This window comes from Lysinibacillus sp. NPDC048646 (genome assembly GCF_050272295.1).
Taxonomy (GTDB): Bacteria; Bacillota; Bacilli; order Bacillales_A; family Planococcaceae; genus Lysinibacillus.
The window spans coordinates 121852-141390 of sequence record NZ_JBNNLZ010000006.1; the positions used below are offsets into that span (position 1 = coordinate 121852).

Consider the following 19539-nt stretch of genomic DNA (forward strand, 5'->3'; position numbering starts at 1 on the left):
TTACACACCTTAACTAAAACAATATATAAAAAAAGCAACTCATTTTGACGGAGTTGCTTTTTGTTTTCCTGCATTAATTGATTTGATGAAGTCCAATAATGTTTTTAATTGCAACTCATCTAACTCGCTGGCCTCGACAATTAAATCCCTTATTTTTTCATTCCCACGTCTCATTGCTTCTACAACAATATCTGCAAAAATTTCGTCTTGCGATAAAAACATCTCGCCTTTTCCATCGCGTATCCACTCTTCATTAATTTGGAACTCGTTACATATTAATTTGAGCATTGTATCGGTCACGTTGGTTACGCCCTTTTCCATTCTACTGATAGCAGCTTTGGTGACACCTAATCTTGCGCCGAATTTTTCTTGATTAAGACCAAGTTCTTTCCTTAACTTTTCGATACGACTATTCATTTTATATCTCCTTTCTAAAATTAAGATAACAAAAAAAGTTACTTTAAGCAACAAATATATTGACTTGATTAATTTAAGTAACTATAATGTTAACAGATGCAACATAATGTGACGAAATAATTGAAAGGATGTGATTTTATGACGCTACAAGAACCTACTAATAAAAAAAGAGATGTGTTGAAACAAACACTAGAAGAATTTTTGTCGTTAGATGATATTCAATTAGCGATAGTGAGTGGTGTGATCGCTGGAATGAAAATGGAACGGAAAATCAAAGATGATAATAATAAAGTATCTTGAAAACGAGGTGGTTAAATGCAACAGCTACAAATAAATTTGACTGTGCAAGTACCTGATGATCATGTTCTTGTGAAAAAAGTCGAATTCGAAGAACTACAAAGAGAAAAATTAAGTGGGCGTTATTGGTCCATGGAAGACTTAGAAGAACGAACAGCTAGAAAACAACTTTGGTTAAAAACTAATTTGTTGTATGCACCTAGATTCAAAAAGGAACTTGAAAAATTCGTTCATTATCCAAATTCACAGGGTGATAAATGGTCGTTTCACGCAATTAGAATGGCTAAGTTTCTAGATGATAATTTCTATTTGATTTTTGGATGAGGATAAGTGGCTTGCTGGTGAAGAACTTGAAGAAAAAGCACTATAAATGTACAAGCACAAAAGACGTTTGCGAGTACAATGCTCGCTTATGTCAAGCAGTTTGTAAAAGTAAAGGTTGGTTAGCCTAGTCCTCTAAGTGGAGAATTTACAAGCTGCTTGATGTGAAATCTTTATACATAACAAAAAAACAAAGCGCTGTGATACCGAGCCAATGACGGTATAGACGTAACTTATAGCTTATATGACGGTAGCAACGTTAATTGATTATTTAAATTCAGAAGAGGTGAAGCGATTGGAGGAAACAATCAGCAAGTATTGTGCGGAGTGCTTGAGTGGCTTTGAAAAAGGTGAAGTAGTTCACTACACATGGTACGAAAACAGATGCTTTTGTGATAAATGCAAAAAGATAATAAATAAGCGTGTTGCTCCTTCTTATTTAGATTGGCAACTAAGAGTAGTCAAATAATTTGAAAATTGCATAGGGGGAAAAAGGATATGGAACAACTACAACAAGCCTACGGACAAGCATTAAGAAATCTAGTTTTCGTAGATTTTGAAAATAAGAAAGTTATAGGGGGCAGTGACAACTTGGAATTGGAGCTTTCTAAAGAAAAAGCCTGCTGTAACGACTTAATAATAGCGATTAATCGGCATTTTCAAAAAGGTGATTTCGATTCAGTGAAGGAGCGTATAGCTTTTTTGACAAATAGAATCGATTACATCAAGCGCCTGGAAGGTCAAATGAAAGAACAACGGCGTAATAAATTATTTGAGATTGCTAGTCAACTAGACATGCAAAGGAGATCAACGAAAGATGCAAAACCAAATTAAGGACATAAAAAAACTGCTTAATCGCGCGAACGATTAAACAGCATCTAACGAAATTTGACTTACTGCGATTATACCAAGAAGCGGCACGAGTGTCTAGCTTCTATCATCCATCAAAAATGAGGGGGAATGATTTCATGAAACAAGGTCACAATCTTACAAGACAGCAAAAGATACACATAGCGAGTTTTCGTTTAAATCCAGATAACTGGCTAATTAGTAAAAAGCTAGCTGATGAGTGGTTGATTATTCACCGTTTAACAGGTAGACCACGCACAATTCCAGCGCCATAAAGAAAAGCCTTTGTGAGAAGTCGCAAAGGCTTTGATTTTAAACAATAAAAAACGCCGTACACACTCTGACCAGTAAGCACGGCTCATTTGACTATTGCCAAATTCCTTAACGCTAGTATAGCAACCTTCATGGCAATCAGTCAATTACGTCCTTGTATTGGATATTAGGTTTACGACCATGCTCCAAAATTAACAAGGATTATAGATTATTAACATCATTGGGAGAGAGAAGCCATGAAGAATAGAAAGCACCAGGTTAAACATGTATTAGCAGCATACGAAGAAGCGTTTGGTGAGTCAGAACGTACGGGAATGCACGAAGATAGCTTACTAGATAAAGTGATTGCAGGATATCGTGTAAAAAGTATTTGGAGTGGTGCTGTTTTAGAGGTGGAAGCATACCCGTATTGGAAGATACCTCAAGGGAAACGTGTGAAGAGTGATAAAAACAGCAGTAAGGCACAAGAAAGATTAAATGAAAAGAACAGGCAGAAACATGTAGTCAGATTAATTAATACGAATTTTCGTCCATTCCACGATTTATATATGACGTACACGTATTCGGACAAGTATGTACCAAAAGACTATGAGCAAGCAAAAAGAGATATGGTCAATCTTATCAGACGCATGAAACATTGGTTAAAGAAACAGGAGAAGTATGCAGATTTTGAGTTGAAATATATTTATACAACGGAACATACGAGAAACGGTGAAAAAGTCCGTGCGCATCATCACATGGTAACAAATTTCCCAGATAGAGAAGTGGCGGAAATACTGTGGAATAGAGGGCGAGGAAGTTCAGATCGTTTGGAAGATTCCGATCTTGGGTTTAAGAAATTAGGGGAGTACCTAGTTAAGGAAAAGGGACCGAAAACAGCAAAAGGTTATACGCCTTCACGTAATTTAAAGCAGCATACTAAAGTGACGGTTTCAGATACAAAGTTAACACGTAGAAAAGCTACTAAAATAGCAACAGAAGAAAATAGTGCGCAAGAAATCTTTGAAAAAATGTATAAAAATTATCAGTTCAAACAAATGTCAGTGTCATTTTCGGATTACGTAAGTGGTGCATATATAAATGTGTACATGAAGCGGATTGACACGCCAATAAATCGTAAAAGGAGAAGAACAATAAATGACGATGAAGACGATCAGCATAATTAATTTAAAAGGCGGGGTAGCTAAAACAGTTTCGGCTATCAATATAGCTTATACGCTAGTGGCATTGCATGGGAAACGTGTATTGCTCATTGATAACGACAAGCAAGGGAACACATCAAAGTTCTTTGGTTTGTATGATCCTGAGAGTGATGGATTATCAGAGTTATTAACAGATAAAAAGATGGATGTGGATAACGTCATTCAACAAACAGCTTATGAAGGGCTAGACATTATCACCGCCAATATGAATTTGTTGCGAGCGAATAAAGAAATCTTGATGGATGTATCTCTACCACAACAAACACGACTACGTAAAAAACTGGAAAAAGTAAAAGAACAATACGATTACTGCATCATCGACAATGCGCCAGATATCAATATGACGGTAGTAAATGCATTAGTAGCTTCTGATGATGTGCTAGTACCAATCAAAGTAGATCAATTTAGTTTCGATGGATTAAAGCAGATTATAGAGCAGATTGACGATGTAAGCGAGTTTAATAGCGATATTCGTTTTGCAGGGTGTTTTATCACGATGTATCAACGGAGTAGCGTGAATCAACAAGGAGCGGAACTATTAGAGCAGCAAGGTTATCCAATGTTTGCAACGCGTATTAGAAAGACAGTGAAGGTTGATGAAATGACGTTCACAGGAAAGCCATTGCTAGAATATGCGAAGCGTTCAACTGCTTGCGTGGACTATGTAGCGTTAGTATATGAATATTTGGGATTGTGATAGTTTCGGGCACATTTTAAGAAAGGAGCAAGCGAATGTCAAAATTCAATCTATCGCAACTTATGAACTCAGAGTCAAAGAAGCAAAGTGTCGCCTTTAAGATTGAACACATACCGTTAGACCGCATACAGCCTTCGTCAAAGAACAACTACAGTGTAGATGATGTAGAAGACCTTAAAGCGAGTATTGAGTTATTGGGGCTACAGCAAAACTTAGTAGTGCGTATTAAAGACGATGGCACGTATGAGTTGATTAGCGGACACAGACGTTTAAAAGCAATGCAGGACCTACAAAGCGAAGGTAATAATGATTTTGAAAAAGCACCTTGCAAAATTGTTAAATCGACAGACGACATACAAGCAGAGTTGCAGCTCATATTAGCGAATTCAACAACTCGTGTATTAACAGATGCAGAAAAAACGCAACAGGCAGCGCGACTACATGAATTGTTACAAAAGTTGCAAGAAAACGGCTATCAACTAGCAGGACGTAAACGTGAGATTGTAGCGCAGCTAATGGGCGTTTCATCGGCACAAGTGCAACGGATGGACAGCATAAATAAAAAATTAACTCATGAATTAAAAGAGGAATTTAGTGAGGGAAACATCAATATTACGACGGCTTATGAAATGTCACGCTTGCCAGAAAAAAAACAGCAAGAGGTGTTAGTAGAGCAGCGTGAGGAAGGTAAACCACTAACACCATCTGTCGCAAAAGAGAAGCGGCAGGAAGTCATAGAGTCTGAGCAAAAAGAAAAGCCGATGACGCATGAATTAGACAGTTATCCTGAACAGTTTGAAGCGGTAGTACAAGGGCTGAAAACATTCATGTGGGGTTTCAACAATCGGAGTTTTCGAGTGGGAGACATTTTGAAAATAAACGAATTTGACCGTGACAAAATATTGTACACAGGTAGGTTTGTAGAAGTGAAAGTCATTTACTTGCAAGAGGGTGGGGAGAACGACATCCCGCAAGACTACATCATCATGAGCATTAAAAAAATAAGGTAGTCAGTTTAGACAAAGGAGGGTAAGCAGTTGAAAAGTAGTTTACGCCAGTTAAGTTTATTTGAAGATTTTTCACAATCGTCTCGTGCATTTTTTAGAGTGCATGAGACAGTGAAGGTCATTGAGGTTAAGGATAATCCTGAAATCTATGAATATCGCAAATATTATTTTAGTCACGTGATAGGTAAAAAAGGTATTGTGCAAAAAGTTGATGGTCAATCGGTGCTGGTGCGAATTGGTGATGAGTCAATAATTTTTGATTCACAGGAATTACAATGGGTTTCTTAAAAACTAAAGGGGCTGAAAGAGAATGAGAACACGTAAACGAAATTATTCGCGAAGTCATGCTAACAGAGGGAAGCTTTTCGAAAATTTAATTGATATGACAAATAATCAATATCGAAACAACAATTTTGCAGATGTCCGAAAAGTACCGCCTCCTTTGAAAATCATAGAGGTAAATAAAAACGAGGTAGAAGCAAAGCTAGAAAAGGCTACATGGGTGGATTATAGCGGCATTTATAAAGGACAAGCAATTATTTTCGATGCCAAAGAAACTAAATTAAAAAACTTTCCGCTAAAAAATTTAACTGACGATCAATATAAATTACTTCGTTCTTGGCATTACAACGGTGCAAATGCATTTTTACTAATCTGCTTTTGGATTGAAGGAAAAAACGAGCCTGAAATTTATTATCTAAAATTTGAGCAATTAGAAACTGCTTGGTTTGGTCTGGTTAATGGCGGTGCTAAATCCATACCACTTCAATATTTCAGAGATCATTGCGTCCGAATTAAATCGGGCATATACACTGTGCATTATTTAGAAGCGGTAGGGGGTGCGTGATGACTGAACCATATTGGAATGCTAAACATGGTGGTTATCTCAAATGTCCTGTGAAGAATTGTAACCACATCGGTATTGTCATTACAAAAGCTCACTGTCGTTTAGAGCATGGCATGACTCGCGAAGAGGTACGCAAGCAATATGGGTTTCCTAAAGGTGTGTCAAAACTCAATCGCAAACAAATCGAAAAAATGACAAGAAAGTGAAGGGGGAAGTTCGATAATGCTGGATATTACAAGCAAGAAAATTGTAACGACACGAAAGGAGCATCCGTGTTTTGGTTGTACGGATGCAATAGACAAAGGTAAGAGTGCGATTTGTGTTACAGCCAAAGAGGATGAGCAGCACACACGATTTTATTTGCACCAGGATTGTAACAAGATAATTGCAAAGGATAAACGTTTTTCGGGAAGTGGATTGTATTACGGCTGTATTAAAGAAGCAGCAGAGAAAGCGTTAGAAGATTCGAACAGCATTGAATTTACTCCAAATGAAGAAATACCATTTTTGATGAGGAACATATGATAAATATTGTTCAGGAATGGAGATGAAGAGATGTCAGTTTCTCGAAATAATTTTTACATTCAATGCGAAAATTGTTTGGCTAATGAAACGGTTCAAGATGGGCTGCAAAAAGAATCAGAAATTGAGTTACGCATTACTGGCGAAAGTGTAGTCGAAGTTGTATGTAAATCATGTGAAAACACAATATCGGTTCTTACAGATAATCCGTTCTAAGGATTAATCGAAAGATATTGTTCAACAGAAAGGAGCAAGTAAACATGAATACTAGCTTTACGCGAATCAACCATGAGGTAAAAGAGATCATCGAAAAGAATCGTTTACAGGGTGTATTTGAGACAATTGCTAAACTGCCAGAAGAGGCGTTCGAAGGAACTGCACTAGAAGGTAAGTCACGCAAATACACTATTTTGAGCCATAAGGATTTAAACAAATACATTGATCCATTCACTCAGAATGAAATGTGGATAATGCTTGATAGGATTGCAGGCAATATCGAAGATGGACGGGAAAAGGACGGGAAAAAGCCATTTAACAGTTATATCACGATTAATACGGATGAACCGTTTATAAATGAAATTATTGATGTATTGAAAAAGCATGGTCGTTGGGATTAAACGATAAATTTGGCGCAGGAAGGGCGACTGGAAATGGCAGAGAAACAAGAAGCATGGGTGCTGCGTTTGAAAGATGAATTTAACGATAGTACAGTACCTCAATATTATTCAGAGGATGAAGATACTGAGTGGCTTACAGATGATTTAAACCAAGCGAATATTATCTATGACAAAGAAGCCGCAGAAAAATGGATGAAAAATTGGGAAAAAGCAATTTTCGATAAATATGGCAAAGATGCTATTTGTAATGCAGGTCATACGCACATGATGAAGCACTTTGAATGGGTAGAGGTGGAAGTTGAGTTTCAAGAGTAATCGATAAAAAATGCGAAGTAAGGGAGCTACTAAAATGAGAAATGTAATTTTTGACGTAACACCAGAAACTGTTCAAAAGGTAGCTGGACAGATTACTGAAAATAATCCTGATAGCATGGCAGTTTTAGCGCCAATGTCTGGTAATTGCTCTGTACATGCACCTAGTAAATCGGGTAAACACAAAGGCTATCATCGAATTAAATTAGAAGTGTGGATTCCAGAGGATGCGATTAAAGGAGAAAATGCATTACATGATTTTGGATTAGTTACTTTGCTACGATTGCCAAAATCCAGAGTGCAACCACATTTAATTCGTAATGAAGATGAATGACCACTTGATAAAGATTGTTCAGGAAGGGGCAAACGGCAGTGGAAAAAAATTCATTTGCAGATTTAGAAAAAGTTCGACTGAACATATTACAAAATAAAATTAAAGAAGGGCTGTCAGAGTTTGAGGTCAGACCAAGCATACAATGGACTCTTTTAAGATTAGAAAAACCATTGCTTGAAACATTATTATCTCTTGTGAAAGAAAAAGTAGATGACTAAACATTCTGAGGGTCGTGGCTGATAAAAAATGCGAAGTAGCGAGGAGTTTAGATTTGAAAATAAAAGTAAGCTTTTCAAAATGGTTAAAACAGTTTCTTTGCAAGCATAATAGACCTGTTAATATGAGTTGTTGTAGCGAAGGAATAAACAGTAAAAAGGGATATTGGTACGTAGATTACCATTGTAGAGATTGTGGTTTTTCTTACGGAGAGTGGATAAAAGCAGATAAAGAAGAAATGAAAAGACTTTTTAATAAAGAAATTCATGAAATTAAGTAAGGAACAATCGAAATTAAGTAAGTAGCACTTGAAAGATATTGCACAGTAAAAGGAGAGGTAAAAATGGAGAAAAAAGAAACTTGTTTATGGTGTAATCGAAAAGACAGTAAGGAAAATTTAGTTGATAATGCCACTACGAATGATGGTTTTTCACTTTGGTATCACGAAGATTGCTTGAAAAAATTAAAAGATAAAACAGGGCAGTAAGTACTGCACATTTTGAGGATTAAATAAACAAACAAGGTAGGTGCTGCACATCATGCACGAATGGTTGAAGGATTATCGTAAACTCGAGGAACAAATAGCTTACCTTGAATTTAATCTTAATAAAACAAAACGTGAGTTAAGACGTTGGGAAAATCCAGAAGACTTAGGTAAATACAGATTAGAAGCGGAATCACTCGGGGCTAATGTAGAAGGGAAAATCGAATTAATTGAATACGAGTTGGCTCATAGACTGAATGATCTTCATGATTTAAAAAAGCTCATTAGCACATTTGACGGACTGGAATACAAAATCTTATATCGTAAGCACGTAGAGGGTAAGACGCTCGAAACAATTGCAAATGAATTAAATTATAGTACGAACTATATAAAAATTAAACATGCTAATGCTATGCGTATGATGGAATATGCTCAAAAGGTTTCTTCAAAGTAAGGTATTAAAATAGTACCTTACTAAGTGTTGGCTGAAACTATTGAATATCCGTTATATGATGGTAATGCAATAGTTCGCGTGTAGAACGGCGCAGAGTAATAGAATTACTTTTTAGTCTTCCAACTAAATAGACGATTGCGGAATCGTCAACACTACAGAGTCGCATCTAACTAGGTGTGGCTTTTTATTATGCATTGAGAGGGTGTTAGCTGTGAAAAGTAAAAAAACGCTTTCTAAAAATGTAAGGAGAAGTCGAAACGGGATATGCAAACGCCTTAAAAAGTTACGTAAAGCTAGGGATATAGCTAGTAATGATGCTGTTATAACAAAGCGTAAAAAAGAAGTCTGGAAATTAAAAGACATACCAGAACATTACCATCGACAAATTTATTATTTATTCTTGGGGGACTTAGCGAAAGAGATATATGACGGGAATGGTGTTTGGTTACATAAAGCACCAGCGCCGCCTAGTAGACCTGTCAGAGCTAAAAAATAATTGTGGAGGGATGAACAAATGGATAAAGAGCAAGTAATTGAAAAGTTAGGGGAAGTGTTTGAAGAAGTGTGTAAACAGTTCATTGAACCAAATGGATATGTTGGTAATGTCACTTTAACTGAAATTCGAGAGTTAGGTCAGACACTTATTAATGCACGGACAAGCATTCAATACGAAGTAATGAAAGCTTCTGAATATATAGACGACAAGATTGAAACGGCTATCGGAAAAAACTTTGATGCAAAGAAAATTGCACAGGAGTTTCAACGTTTACAATCGGAATGTCAAGGAAAGAGGGGGATGGGCAAATGGAAAAGGTAACTGAGGCATTGAATGAGAGATTAAAATCTTTACAAGAGAGAGTTGTAGAGAAAGAAATGGACCTTGATAACTTCAAAAAAGACATTGAAAAAGAGGAAGAAAGTGTACGTGGTATTAAAGATGAAATTGCTCAAGTGAAAGAAGCTATTGCAATACTGGAAAGCAAGGAGATACTTAATGCTGGTTGCTTTGTTGTCACTCGAGAAGTTGATTTAAAAAAAATCGGCAATGCACTTCACGAACATGTGTATAAGAGTAAACAGTCAGCCCAATACAAAGCTATATGTTTAGGGTGTGGGCATTCAGAAGTGATTCAATGTCAAACAATTGAAGATCACAAAAGAAAAATAGATTGTCCAAAATGTAGTGGTGCTTTTATCGATAGTTACTATACAGGACATTACAAAGAGATACTCGATAGTATGAAAAAAGAGTATGGGTTAAAGTCCAATTCAGTTTTACCATTCGATTTAGCGATGAAAGTATACTATCTGCTAGATGATGAAACAAAAGTCAAATTGTTTGGAACAGCTTGGGAAGACTATGAGAACGACCATTAAACAAGAACGAATGCAGGAGCTACTAGGGTTTATTGATAAAGGGCAACTCATGAAGTTTTACAAGAGTCGTGAGTGGATGCAATTAAGACAGAAAGCATTAATGCGTGACAACTATGAATGCCAGTTATGTAAAGCAGCCGGACGTTATCATAAAGCTGAGAACGTTCATCACATGAAAGAAGTAAAGACGCATCCGCATCTGTCATTGAATCTAGGTAACTTACAATGCTTATGCATCAAGTGTCATAACGATGTGCATGATCGATTAGAGGCAACAAGAGCAAATAAGTTTATGAATGACGAGAGGTGGTAGATTATGGGGAATGTAATTTGTATTTGTATGAATGATGCGAATCATATCTTTATTGCTGCTGACAATAGAGATGGTTTACGTTGTCCTATATGTGAAGGTTTTATAAAGCGTGTAGGTTGTGTAGTGGAAGGAGGATTACCTACTTACGATGAATTAAGAAAACGGAATAAACCTGCATTAGGATTGACACCAAGATTCATCTGGTTAGAAGAAAGATTGAATCAAATAGAAAAAGCTACCAATAGATATTTTGATAACAAAGAGTACATTCCAATTGAATGGATTGAAGAATACAACCTTATTGTTAATGAATTAAATAATGCTAGTGGTGATTTGTAAATGATTATACAAAACGGTGGATGGACATATGACACAGTTGCTATTGATGTTGTTGTAACTAAAGATGAGCGTGAATGGTATGAGCGTGATATGCTGAATGCTTTCACTCGGTACGCATACTATCGTTACAAACAAATCCGTGACTGTGTTAACTCGCGTAAGTGTAAGCACATGACGATTGATAAAGTACGTGAGCAGTTGGCCATTGAAAGTAAGCTCATCTTCACTAGTGAGCTTTTACGCATTACGTCTGATGAGATCCATTACATTGTCGACTTTGCTGACAAGCATTTACAGTACGTCAAGTAGACACCCCCGGTCAAAAACTTTCGCCTTTTTTAAGGGATTCTTTCAACGGGAAGGGTTCAGGAATGAATAAATTTTTCAGATTTCTACGTGAGAACATGCACACTAAACAACAATGTATAAATATACAATAGGAAAGGTGGGCGGTGAGGGTGCAAAATCATGAGTTAGCTTTTGAGGATTGGCTAGAAGGTAAGAAGTATAAAGACATTGCAGCAAAATACAATGTCAAAGAAAATACGGTGAAATCCTGGTACAAGCGATACAAGTGGAAGGAAAAAAGGGAACAACGCACACAGGAAAGTGGGCAAGAAGCCGTAATAATTGCACCCGAAATCGTTGAGTTAGTACCAGATAACAAAAAGTTGCGAAGAAGGATTGAAAAAGACCTTCGAGATCAGCTTTTTGAAAAAGGGGCCACTCAGGCGCACTTTATGAATCTCGTAGATGATTACCTTGCATTATGGGATGTGAAAAATTTGCTTATTGAGGATATTCAGGAGCGAGGCGTTATAGTTCCAGGTGCTCGTGGTGAAAAGAAAAATGATAGTATTGGCGAGCTCAATAAAACGAATGCCCAGATGTTGAAAATATTAAGCGAATTAGGACTTAAAACGAGTGAAATAAAAATAGAAGGTGAGGATGATGACTACTAAAAAAAGTAATGTCCATATTGAAAACTACATTGCTGCTGTATGTAGTGGTGAAATTGTTGTTAGTAAAGATGTAACTGCATTAATAGAATTAGTAGAACAGAAATTAGCGCAAGAAAATGTGTGGATTGATGAAAATGCTATTGAAGAAGCGATTGAATCCATTGAAAAATACTTTCCATTTAAACTTTTCATATGGCAGAAGTTCGTTATTGCTTGTATGTTCGGGCTTTTTTATGATGATAATTCACTTGTTTTCAATGAATTTCTTTTATATATGGGGCGAGGCGCAGGGAAGAATGCATTTTTAGCAGCACTTGCATTTCACATGTGCGGCAAACAAGGTATCAGAGGTTATAACATTGATATTGTGGCCACATCGGAGAAACAAGCTAAGACGTCATTTAACGATTTACATGACGTCTTAGAGGATCACTGGAAAACATTCAAAAAACATTTCAAAAAAACTTTGCAAGTAATCCGCCACATCAAAACGAAATCGGAAGTAAGCTTCTATACAAATAACGCTAAAACGAAAGATGGTTTCCGTCCAGGCGTTGTGGTATTTGATGAAATACATGCTTATGAAACGGAAGATAATATTAAAGTGTTTACATCTGGTCTAGGTAAAGTACCACGAGCTCGTCGTATTTATTTGACAACTGACGGAAATGTTCGTGATGGATTTTTAGATCAGATGAAAGAAGAAGCAGAACAAGTGCTTCTAGGCGAGATTTCTAATTCTCGTTTGTTCCCTTTCATGTGCCGATTAGACGATCCAGAAGAAGCAGATAACAAGCGTATGTGGGAAAAGGCAAATCCATCGCTTATGCATTTACCCGATTTGATGCTTGAAATGGAATTAGAATATGATCGTATGCAGAATCGACCATCTGCAAAAATTGAATTTATGACAAAGCGTATGAATCAACCTTCCCAACTATCAGCCGATGGTGTGGCAGATTGGGATAAAATCGTAGCAACAAATCGCCCATTGCCAGATTTAAAAGGTGCTGAATGCATAGGCGGTATTGATTACGCAGATACGCGGGATTTCGTTGGCGTTGGCTTACTGTTTAAGAAGGATGGTAAAAGATATTGGAAGCATCATACCTTTATCAATCATCGGTCACTAAAATTATTTAATTACGCAGTCGATATTGAACTTGCTAAAGAACAAGGTTTGGTCACAATCATTTATGAAGAAACCAATAAACCTGAAATCATTGCAGCGTGGTTTGCAGAGCAATCTAAATATTATCGTATTAAAAAAATTGCGAGTGATTTAATGCGAATCAATCACTTGCGGGAAGTATTTCAAAGCTATGGTTTTGCTCTTGACATCGCTCGCAGTGGAACAGTAACGCATACAAAGTTACAACCTACCATAGAAGAAATGTTTGCCTACGAAAATATTATATGGGGCAATGACTTAATGATGCGTTGGTATACAAGAAATACCTATGTACAGCCAGATGGTAAAGGGAACATCACATATGAAAAAATCGAGCCGAAGATGCGAAAGACTGACGGCTTTTTTGCGTTGTTGCACGCTTTGCAATTCGAATTAGAAATTGCTGAGACATCGACGATAACGCCCGAAAATGTAGCAAAAGCATTCAAAACATACAGCTACTAGGAGGTGAGAAACTTGAGTATGTGGCAATGGGTGAAGAGGTTTTTTAAAAACGGCCAATTAGATAGCTTAAAAGACTGCTATTACGAATTATCAGCAGAGTATTATTACAAAAAGCTTGCAGTAGAAACTTGCGTGAATTTAATTGCAAATGCACTATCAAGGTGCGAAATAAAGACATTTAAAGAAGGAAAGGCTCATCGTGGGAACATGTACTATGCTTTAAACGTGCAGCCGAATCAAAATCAAAATGCAACGGCTTTCTTTCATAAAGCTATTCGTAAATTTATCTATGAAGGTGAATGTTTAATAGTCATGCAGAATGATAACTTCTACATAGCTGACAGTTTTAATGTGGAAGAGTTCGCTTTTCAGGAGAATAAATATTCAGGAATCCAAATTGGAAACTTAGCGATGAACAAGACGTTTGAAGAATCCGAAGTCATTCGTTTAAAGTTAACCGACACGAAAATTCTATCCGTTATCAATGATTTATATGAATCTCACGGGAAAATGATTGAAGCAGCTAAAAGTTATTACAAGCTAAAAAATAATAAGCGCGTATTAGTCAAAGGTGATTTTTTAAGGGCGCAGGATGATGAGACACAAAAGAAAATTGATGACATGTTTGAAACGCAATTGAAGAATTGGTTTGATCCGGATAAAAAAAGTGTCGCCTTTCAATTACAAGACGGTTTTGAACTAGAGGATATGTCAGATGCAAAAGTCGGGTTAACCATTGACAGCCGAGATATTAGTAATCTAATAGACGACATTTTTAATTATGTAGCAATGGCATTTCACGTGCCTCGTGGCTTGTTGAAAGGCGACCTAGCTGACATCGATAAACAGACCGACAATTTTATTATGTTTGCCTTGAATCCGCCAGCCGAGATGATGGAGGACGAATTTAATCGCAAGGCGTATTCCAAAGAAGACTATCTAAATCGTACTTATGTAAAGATAGACACATCGAAAATAAAAATCACAGACATCGTACAGTTGGCAACGGCTTTCGATAAAATGTTTGCGATTGGTGTCTATACAATAAATGATATTTTAAGCGAGTTGGGCCATGAAATAGTCGATGATGAAATAGCGAATAAGCGACATGTAACAAAGAACTATCAAGATGCAGAAGAGGCATTAAAAGGAGGTGAGGAAAATTGACAGTTCAAGCAAATAAAAGACGAAGACGTTTCAAAAATTCGCAGTATGAGGACCTAGTGCCAGAAATCCCGAAAAACTTCACTGTCGAAGTGGACGAGGATAACGATGAAACAGTTTTAACTATTTATGGTGACATCGGTGAAAGCTGGTGGTATGATTCCACATCGGCTAACGATATTGATCGAGCACTAAAACAAGTCAAAACAAGCAATATTACAGTACGCTTAAATTCACCTGGTGGCGATGCTTTTGACGGCATTACGATTTACAACCGATTGAAGGATCATCAAGCAAAGGTGAAAATCATTGTTGATGGTTGGGCTTGTTCAGCTGCATCTATTATTGCTATGGCCGCGGATGAATTAATCATGAATACGGGTGCTATGATAATGGTACATGAGGCATGGACAATTGCTATCGGTTCTAAAACAGAAATGCAAAAGACTATTGATATGATGGCAAAACTAGACGAATCACTTTTAGATATTTATATGACCAAAGCGCAAATCACACGCGATGAGATGAAGCAATTTGTGATAAATGAAACGTGGTTCACGGCAGACGAAGCGGTGGCGATTGGCTTTGCTACTGTAACAGAGGACACTAAAGATGACGAAGCGGACAAAGCGAATGCAGAAGCATTTAAAAAAAGTGTCCTCGCTCGTTTTACGCAGGAACCCACACAACAACAAAATAATATTTTAAACAAATTACAACGCAACTCAACTGAGTAGGCGTTTTTATTTTATTTAAAAATAGGAGGTCATTTACATGACAGGTATAAAAAATTTAGATAAAGAGCCAAAAGGCATTGACAAACAAGCACAAATTGATGGTTTGAAAGCTGCTTTTGAAAATGGCGATGCAGCAGAAGTTGCGGCCCGTATTGTACAGCAATATGAAGAGAATTTTACTCATTATCAGGATGTGATGAACACAACCATCCGTGAAGCAAAACGCGCAAATGAACAACAATGGGATGCGACAGTCTTGGCTTCCCGCGGAGTACGTCAATTAACAAATGAAGAAAAGAAATTTTATTCACAAGCGATTGAAGTGGAATCTTTCGATGAGGTATTAGCGCTTATGCCTCCGACAGTATATGATCGTGTATTTGAAGATTTAGCCCTGGATCATCCTTTGTTATCACTCGTAAACTTTACGCAACTTGGTGCTACTACACAATGGGTTGTACGTAAAGAAGGTGCTACAACAGCATATTGGGGCGATGTATGCGACGAAATTCAAGAAATGATGGATAGTGGTTTCAAAACAATTGAAGCAAAAGCATACAAATTATCAGGCTTCTTAGTTGTATGTAAAGCAATGTTTGAACTTGGCCCTGAATGGTTAGATCGATATGTGCGAGCAATCATGGCAGAAGTTGTATCAGCAGAATTAGAAAAAGTAATCGTCAACGGAACAGGGAACAAACAACCGATTGGTATGATGCGAAATCTGGATGGTGCGGTAGTTGGTGGCGTATATCCTGAAAAAGCGACAGTAGAATTAGTGTCATTTACACCTCACGAGATTGGCACAAAAATTCTAGCACCCTCAACAAAAAATGGTAAACGTGATGCGCAAGATGTTGTTTTAATTATCAACCCATTTGACTACTACTCTAAATTATTTGCGTATGGTGCTAAACAACGTGAGGATGGTGTTTGGACTTTTGGCAATTTCCCAGTACCAGAGCTTGACATCATTAAATGTTCAGCTGTACCGCTAAACAAAATGGTTTCAGGTAAACCAAAAGACTACTGGATGGGCGCAGGCAAGGCAACGTTAGAATCATCGGATCATGTGCGAATGATTCAAGACCAACGTCTTTATTTAACTCGTCAATTAATAAATGGACAACCACTAGATAACGAAGCATTTACAGTATTTGATATTACAAATACAGCTATTAATAATGCATCAACTGGTGCGACACAAACACCAGATACACCTTAAGGAGGGTAACATATGATTACAGCAAAAGTAGTTAATCCATTTAAAGAACTGCAACACAAAGGCCATATGTACAATGCAGGAGACACGTACCCAGCAGAAGGTTTTGAAGCTACAGAAGAACGTGTCTATTTTTTAACAGGCGTTCATCCAAAATACGAAAAAATCTATCTTGCAGAGGTAACGATTGATGAACAGGGAGAGTCAGAAGAACATGTTTCAGAGCATCCTAAGCATACAGGAGGAGGCTATTATGAGCTTTCTAACGGTGAAAAGGTAAAAGGTAAGGACGAAGCTATTAAGGCTGAAAATGCACTGAAAAGTGACGAATAACCATGTCTGAATTACTTACAGAATTAAAACATCGGTTACGTATTACCTGGGATGACGAAGATGCGGAATTAAATCGAATCATTAATAGAGCAAAGTCTTACTTCAAGAAATTGACGAGTAAGGCTTTTTCTTTTGAATTAGAGGCATGGGAAACGGAACTCCTATTGGAACGTTGTCGCTATGTTTACAATAACGCAGCTGATGAATTTGAGAAGAACTTTGCAGATGAACTTAAACGCCTTATCTTACACGTTGCATTGGAAATGAGGGATGCTGATGGCGAACAAGAAAATCCGTGATGTGCTAAATGATGGCTTTATCCAGTACGGTACAAAGGAAACAGAACGATCTCCAAAGGGGAAGCGTATTGGTGAAAAATATGTACCAATGGGGCGGCTTGCTTATCAAGAAATGTCATGTCGCGAGGCAGATTATGAAATGGCCAAAGTTTTGAGTGCTGTATTGGATTTAAAGATTCGTACACATTATCCTCCACAATTACAAAGGTTTAATAAGAGTAAATTGAAAGTGATTAAGGATGGTACAGAATACGATGTTATCAAAGTAGATCACGACCGTGAAAAAATGTATCTCTATTTTTACTTGCAGGAGGTGGGTGTGTATGAGCAAGACAAAAAGCAAGATGCAGGAACAGATTGATAAATTGATTGCGGCGCTAGACTCCTTTAGTCTTCCTGTTTTTGAGGATGATCTAGCAGAGGATGAAGAAGCACAATTTAAGAAAAATGATTATCATTTCTTTGTCTATGAGACAGGGGACATGATTAAAAATGATGACAATAAAACAATCAGTCAAGATGTCGTGATCTACTATTACTCGGAAAATCGAGACGATTTGGATGAACGAACGATTGATATTATTACTGCGTTATCTGATGTACCAATGATGACGCTCGAACGTACACAGAAACAGCGTTTGCGAAGAAAAGATACTGACAGTTATGTTGATCGAATCATCGTCTTATATGGCCGTAAAATCGTTACAGGGTGCACGAAGCTATGAGAGCACAAGTTGAATTTAACGATGTCATGGCGCTTGAAGAAAAAATTAGAATGCTTCCGAATCGTGCAGAAAAGGCGATTAATAGCGTGTTGCATACACGTGGTATTGAAATAGCAACAAGAGAAATGACCAATCTATTGCCAGTTTCACGTGTCAGTAATAAAAAGCACGCAAAGGAAAGTAAATGGTCCACAAGTGAAATAGCCAATTTAGAATTTGTTGTGAAGTCGAAAGGCGGCGCGGCTAACAAAAAAGGAAGCTTCGGCTATCTCGTATTCCCTGATGAGGGACGAGGTCCTTCTAATCCGTGGGCGCAACATTTTAGTGACCGATCTTTACAAAAATCAGCGCCAAAAATTTTAGCAGAGTTAGACGATGCACTACAAGAATTAATAGAGGAGGGCTTATAATGCCAGCACAAGTTATTGAACAATTCGATGCGTGGAATATTCAAAACGCATCTATCCAATTTATCAAAGGGAGCGAACAACAACCAGGTACAAAATTTGGTTGTGTAGGTACAATTTCATCTGAACCAGAAACGGTTGTTTTATCGAAGAAGTGCGGTCGTGCAACAATCGGTGAGAAAACAGTGACAACCAAATTAAATGTAACGGTAAGTGCCCACGTTCCTGTCCAAGTTTTGCGTGATTATTTTGGTTTAACCAATGAAAATTTAAAACCAGGTATCTATAGCTATGGCTCAAATTCACTAGGCAAAGATTTTGTATTTACAGCTGACGTTTTGGATGAATTTGAGGACCTAACAAAATTAATTGCATTCCCGAAAGCGTCTAATGCAGGAGGCTTTACCATTAACATTGATACATCACAAGAAGAATTAGCTATGTTAGAACTAACTTTCTCAGCTGTTTCGGATGCCAATGGTCAATTTTATTACGAAGCTATCACGGCTGAATTAGAAGATGAGACAGTCGCCGAAAAATGGCATACAAATTTCACACGTGCATTGGTTGAGAAATCAACACCTGATACACCTTAACATGACACCTCCTATACGGGGGTGTTTTATTTTGACTAAATAGGAGGATAAGGCAATGAAAATTCAAAAGGTGGAATTAAAAGAAGTCGAAATCGTGGAAGTTGAAGGTGAATTTGAAAAACGCTTTATTAATGCAAAAGTACACCCTGCATTTTTAACGAATGCCGCAGTAAAAAAAGGCTATGACATGGGTTTGTTAGCGTCTAGTTTATTTGAGGATTTATTGAAAATAAAAGGACTTGAAACACTTATTTCTCAAGCTGATGAGGAAAATTCACTTGAATTATTGAATGCATTCGATGAACAAAAATTAATAGCTGTTATTTATTTAGCAGTGCTTGGAGCAAATAAAAATTTAGGCTTATCATTCGATGAATTTTTAGAAATGTATCACCACCCCTTACCTGAAACCATTAAACTTTATGCCACTTTAATAACGGGATTACTTTCTGACTCGAATGAATTTGCTCAAGCATTACACAAGCAAACAAAGAAATCTAAAAAAAAACACCGCCACCAAAGCTAGTTATCAAGCATGTGGAGGACTTTTATGCACTCTATGTATTAATAGCTGGCATCG

38 protein-coding genes are annotated in these 19539 nt (G+C 37.2%); 37 read left to right on the plus strand and 1 reads right to left on the minus strand.

Annotated features, from left to right (window positions below; genetic code table 11):
• Window positions 1-39: 39 nt before the first annotated feature.
• Window positions 40-417, minus strand: a complete 378-nt coding sequence (locus ACQKII_RS09390) for a helix-turn-helix domain-containing protein (protein WP_427458555.1) — start codon at window positions 415-417, stop codon at window positions 40-42.
• 138 nt (window positions 418-555) lie between these two features.
• On the opposite strand from ACQKII_RS09390, the gene ACQKII_RS09395 reads away from it, so the two are divergent.
• The 37 genes from ACQKII_RS09395 to ACQKII_RS09575 all read left to right on the plus strand — a co-directional run bounded on the left by ACQKII_RS09395 (window position 556) and on the right by ACQKII_RS09575 (window position 19485).
• Complete coding sequence (locus ACQKII_RS09395) at window positions 556-717, plus strand: hypothetical protein (protein ID WP_427458557.1); 162 nt, start codon at window positions 556-558, stop codon at window positions 715-717.
• 15 nt (window positions 718-732) lie between these two features.
• The gene (locus ACQKII_RS09400) at window positions 733-1038 is read left to right on the plus strand and encodes a DUF771 domain-containing protein (RefSeq protein ID WP_427458559.1); all 306 of its coding nucleotides are present in this window, start codon (window positions 733-735) and stop codon (window positions 1036-1038) included.
• 495 nt (window positions 1039-1533) lie between these two features.
• Window positions 1534-1869 carry a hypothetical protein gene (locus ACQKII_RS09405; RefSeq protein WP_427458561.1) on the plus strand — a complete coding sequence of 112 codons (336 nt, stop codon included), beginning with the start codon at window positions 1534-1536 and terminating at the stop codon, window positions 1867-1869.
• A gap of 134 nt (window positions 1870-2003) precedes the next feature.
• Window positions 2004-2159, plus strand: a complete 156-nt coding sequence (locus ACQKII_RS09410) for a DUF6906 family protein (RefSeq protein ID WP_427458563.1) — start codon at window positions 2004-2006, stop codon at window positions 2157-2159.
• A gap of 234 nt (window positions 2160-2393) precedes the next feature.
• Window positions 2394-3323, plus strand: a complete 930-nt coding sequence (locus ACQKII_RS09415) for a rolling circle replication-associated protein (RefSeq protein WP_427458565.1) — start codon at window positions 2394-2396, stop codon at window positions 3321-3323.
• The gene (locus ACQKII_RS09420) at window positions 3295-4056 is read left to right on the plus strand and encodes a ParA family protein (protein ID WP_427458567.1); all 762 of its coding nucleotides are present in this window, start codon (window positions 3295-3297) and stop codon (window positions 4054-4056) included. Before ACQKII_RS09415 ends, ACQKII_RS09420 begins: the two co-directional genes overlap by 29 nt.
• Window positions 4057-4091: 35 nt before the next feature.
• Window positions 4092-5066 (plus strand): ParB/RepB/Spo0J family partition protein, encoded by a 975-nt coding sequence (locus ACQKII_RS09425; RefSeq protein ID WP_427458569.1) that lies wholly within the window; start codon window positions 4092-4094, stop codon window positions 5064-5066.
• 27 nt (window positions 5067-5093) lie between these two features.
• On the plus strand, window positions 5094-5351 hold the full coding sequence (locus ACQKII_RS09430) for a hypothetical protein (protein ID WP_427458571.1): 258 nt from the start codon (window positions 5094-5096) through the stop codon (window positions 5349-5351).
• Between the two features lie 22 nt (window positions 5352-5373).
• Window positions 5374-5910: a Holliday junction resolvase RecU gene (locus tag ACQKII_RS09435; protein WP_427458573.1), complete on the plus strand. Its 537-nt coding sequence runs from the start codon at window positions 5374-5376 to the stop codon at window positions 5908-5910.
• Window positions 5910-6116, plus strand: a complete 207-nt coding sequence (locus tag ACQKII_RS09440) for a hypothetical protein (protein WP_427458575.1) — start codon at window positions 5910-5912, stop codon at window positions 6114-6116. Before ACQKII_RS09435 ends, ACQKII_RS09440 begins: the two co-directional genes overlap by 1 nt.
• Window positions 6117-6132: 16 nt before the next feature.
• Complete coding sequence (locus tag ACQKII_RS09445; protein ID WP_427458577.1) at window positions 6133-6435, plus strand: hypothetical protein; 303 nt, start codon at window positions 6133-6135, stop codon at window positions 6433-6435.
• 30 nt (window positions 6436-6465) lie between these two features.
• Window positions 6466-6648 (plus strand): hypothetical protein, encoded by a 183-nt coding sequence (locus ACQKII_RS09450; protein ID WP_427458579.1) that lies wholly within the window; start codon window positions 6466-6468, stop codon window positions 6646-6648.
• Window positions 6649-6692: 44 nt separating this feature from the next.
• Window positions 6693-7049 carry a hypothetical protein gene (locus ACQKII_RS09455; protein ID WP_427458580.1) on the plus strand — a complete coding sequence of 119 codons (357 nt, stop codon included), beginning with the start codon at window positions 6693-6695 and terminating at the stop codon, window positions 7047-7049.
• Window positions 7050-7082: 33 nt separating this feature from the next.
• Window positions 7083-7364, plus strand: a complete 282-nt coding sequence (locus ACQKII_RS09460) for a hypothetical protein (RefSeq protein WP_427458582.1) — start codon at window positions 7083-7085, stop codon at window positions 7362-7364.
• A gap of 34 nt (window positions 7365-7398) precedes the next feature.
• The gene (locus tag ACQKII_RS09465; protein WP_427458584.1) at window positions 7399-7695 is read left to right on the plus strand and encodes a hypothetical protein; all 297 of its coding nucleotides are present in this window, start codon (window positions 7399-7401) and stop codon (window positions 7693-7695) included.
• Between the two features lie 38 nt (window positions 7696-7733).
• Window positions 7734-7913, plus strand: coding sequence for a hypothetical protein (locus ACQKII_RS09470; protein ID WP_427458586.1), 180 nt, complete (start codon window positions 7734-7736; stop codon window positions 7911-7913).
• A gap of 53 nt (window positions 7914-7966) precedes the next feature.
• On the plus strand, window positions 7967-8191 hold the full coding sequence (locus ACQKII_RS09475) for a hypothetical protein (RefSeq protein ID WP_427458588.1): 225 nt from the start codon (window positions 7967-7969) through the stop codon (window positions 8189-8191).
• Window positions 8192-8254: 63 nt separating this feature from the next.
• Window positions 8255-8398, plus strand: a complete 144-nt coding sequence (locus tag ACQKII_RS09480; RefSeq protein WP_427458590.1) for a hypothetical protein — start codon at window positions 8255-8257, stop codon at window positions 8396-8398.
• Between the two features lie 52 nt (window positions 8399-8450).
• Window positions 8451-8849 (plus strand): hypothetical protein, encoded by a 399-nt coding sequence (locus ACQKII_RS09485; RefSeq protein WP_427458592.1) that lies wholly within the window; start codon window positions 8451-8453, stop codon window positions 8847-8849.
• Between the two features lie 211 nt (window positions 8850-9060).
• Window positions 9061-9345, plus strand: coding sequence for a hypothetical protein (locus tag ACQKII_RS09490; RefSeq protein ID WP_427458594.1), 285 nt, complete (start codon window positions 9061-9063; stop codon window positions 9343-9345).
• Between the two features lie 18 nt (window positions 9346-9363).
• Window positions 9364-9666, plus strand: a complete 303-nt coding sequence (locus ACQKII_RS09495) for a hypothetical protein (protein ID WP_427458596.1) — start codon at window positions 9364-9366, stop codon at window positions 9664-9666.
• On the plus strand, window positions 9654-10226 hold the full coding sequence (locus tag ACQKII_RS09500) for a hypothetical protein (RefSeq protein ID WP_427458598.1): 573 nt from the start codon (window positions 9654-9656) through the stop codon (window positions 10224-10226). Before ACQKII_RS09495 ends, ACQKII_RS09500 begins: the two co-directional genes overlap by 13 nt.
• On the plus strand, window positions 10210-10539 hold the full coding sequence (locus ACQKII_RS09505) for an HNH endonuclease (RefSeq protein ID WP_427458600.1): 330 nt from the start codon (window positions 10210-10212) through the stop codon (window positions 10537-10539). The genes ACQKII_RS09500 and ACQKII_RS09505 overlap by 17 nt, the downstream gene beginning before the upstream one ends.
• 3 nt (window positions 10540-10542) lie before the next feature.
• Window positions 10543-10878, plus strand: coding sequence for a hypothetical protein (locus ACQKII_RS09510; RefSeq protein WP_427458602.1), 336 nt, complete (start codon window positions 10543-10545; stop codon window positions 10876-10878).
• On the plus strand, window positions 10879-11187 hold the full coding sequence (locus tag ACQKII_RS09515; protein WP_427458603.1) for a hypothetical protein: 309 nt from the start codon (window positions 10879-10881) through the stop codon (window positions 11185-11187).
• A gap of 149 nt (window positions 11188-11336) precedes the next feature.
• A complete protein-coding gene (locus tag ACQKII_RS09520; RefSeq protein ID WP_427458605.1) occupies window positions 11337-11840 on the plus strand; it encodes a P27 family phage terminase small subunit in 504 nt (167 codons plus the stop codon).
• Entirely contained in the window at window positions 11827-13476 is a 1650-nt protein-coding gene (locus ACQKII_RS09525) for a terminase large subunit domain-containing protein (protein WP_427458607.1), read from the plus strand. Before ACQKII_RS09520 ends, ACQKII_RS09525 begins: the two co-directional genes overlap by 14 nt.
• Before the next feature lie 12 nt (window positions 13477-13488).
• Window positions 13489-14643, plus strand: a complete 1155-nt coding sequence (locus ACQKII_RS09530; RefSeq protein ID WP_427458609.1) for a phage portal protein — start codon at window positions 13489-13491, stop codon at window positions 14641-14643.
• Window positions 14640-15377 carry a head maturation protease, ClpP-related gene (locus ACQKII_RS09535; protein ID WP_427458611.1) on the plus strand — a complete coding sequence of 246 codons (738 nt, stop codon included), beginning with the start codon at window positions 14640-14642 and terminating at the stop codon, window positions 15375-15377. Before ACQKII_RS09530 ends, ACQKII_RS09535 begins: the two co-directional genes overlap by 4 nt.
• 37 nt (window positions 15378-15414) lie before the next feature.
• A complete protein-coding gene (locus tag ACQKII_RS09540; protein ID WP_427458613.1) occupies window positions 15415-16602 on the plus strand; it encodes a phage major capsid protein in 1188 nt (395 codons plus the stop codon).
• A gap of 12 nt (window positions 16603-16614) precedes the next feature.
• On the plus strand, window positions 16615-16932 hold the full coding sequence (locus ACQKII_RS09545; protein ID WP_427458615.1) for a hypothetical protein: 318 nt from the start codon (window positions 16615-16617) through the stop codon (window positions 16930-16932).
• A 2-nt stretch (window positions 16933-16934) separates the two neighbouring features.
• A complete protein-coding gene (locus tag ACQKII_RS09550; protein WP_427458617.1) occupies window positions 16935-17231 on the plus strand; it encodes a phage head-tail connector protein in 297 nt (98 codons plus the stop codon).
• Window positions 17209-17592, plus strand: coding sequence for a phage head closure protein (locus ACQKII_RS09555; protein ID WP_427458619.1), 384 nt, complete (start codon window positions 17209-17211; stop codon window positions 17590-17592). The genes ACQKII_RS09550 and ACQKII_RS09555 overlap by 23 nt, the downstream gene beginning before the upstream one ends.
• Window positions 17555-17956 (plus strand): hypothetical protein, encoded by a 402-nt coding sequence (locus ACQKII_RS09560; RefSeq protein WP_427458621.1) that lies wholly within the window; start codon window positions 17555-17557, stop codon window positions 17954-17956. Before ACQKII_RS09555 ends, ACQKII_RS09560 begins: the two co-directional genes overlap by 38 nt.
• Window positions 17953-18366 (plus strand): hypothetical protein, encoded by a 414-nt coding sequence (locus ACQKII_RS09565; RefSeq protein ID WP_427458623.1) that lies wholly within the window; start codon window positions 17953-17955, stop codon window positions 18364-18366. Before ACQKII_RS09560 ends, ACQKII_RS09565 begins: the two co-directional genes overlap by 4 nt.
• Window positions 18366-18959, plus strand: a complete 594-nt coding sequence (locus tag ACQKII_RS09570; RefSeq protein WP_427458625.1) for a phage tail protein — start codon at window positions 18366-18368, stop codon at window positions 18957-18959. Before ACQKII_RS09565 ends, ACQKII_RS09570 begins: the two co-directional genes overlap by 1 nt.
• A gap of 55 nt (window positions 18960-19014) precedes the next feature.
• Window positions 19015-19485, plus strand: coding sequence for a hypothetical protein (locus tag ACQKII_RS09575; RefSeq protein WP_427458627.1), 471 nt, complete (start codon window positions 19015-19017; stop codon window positions 19483-19485).
• The last annotated feature ends 54 nt before the right edge of the window (window positions 19486-19539 follow it).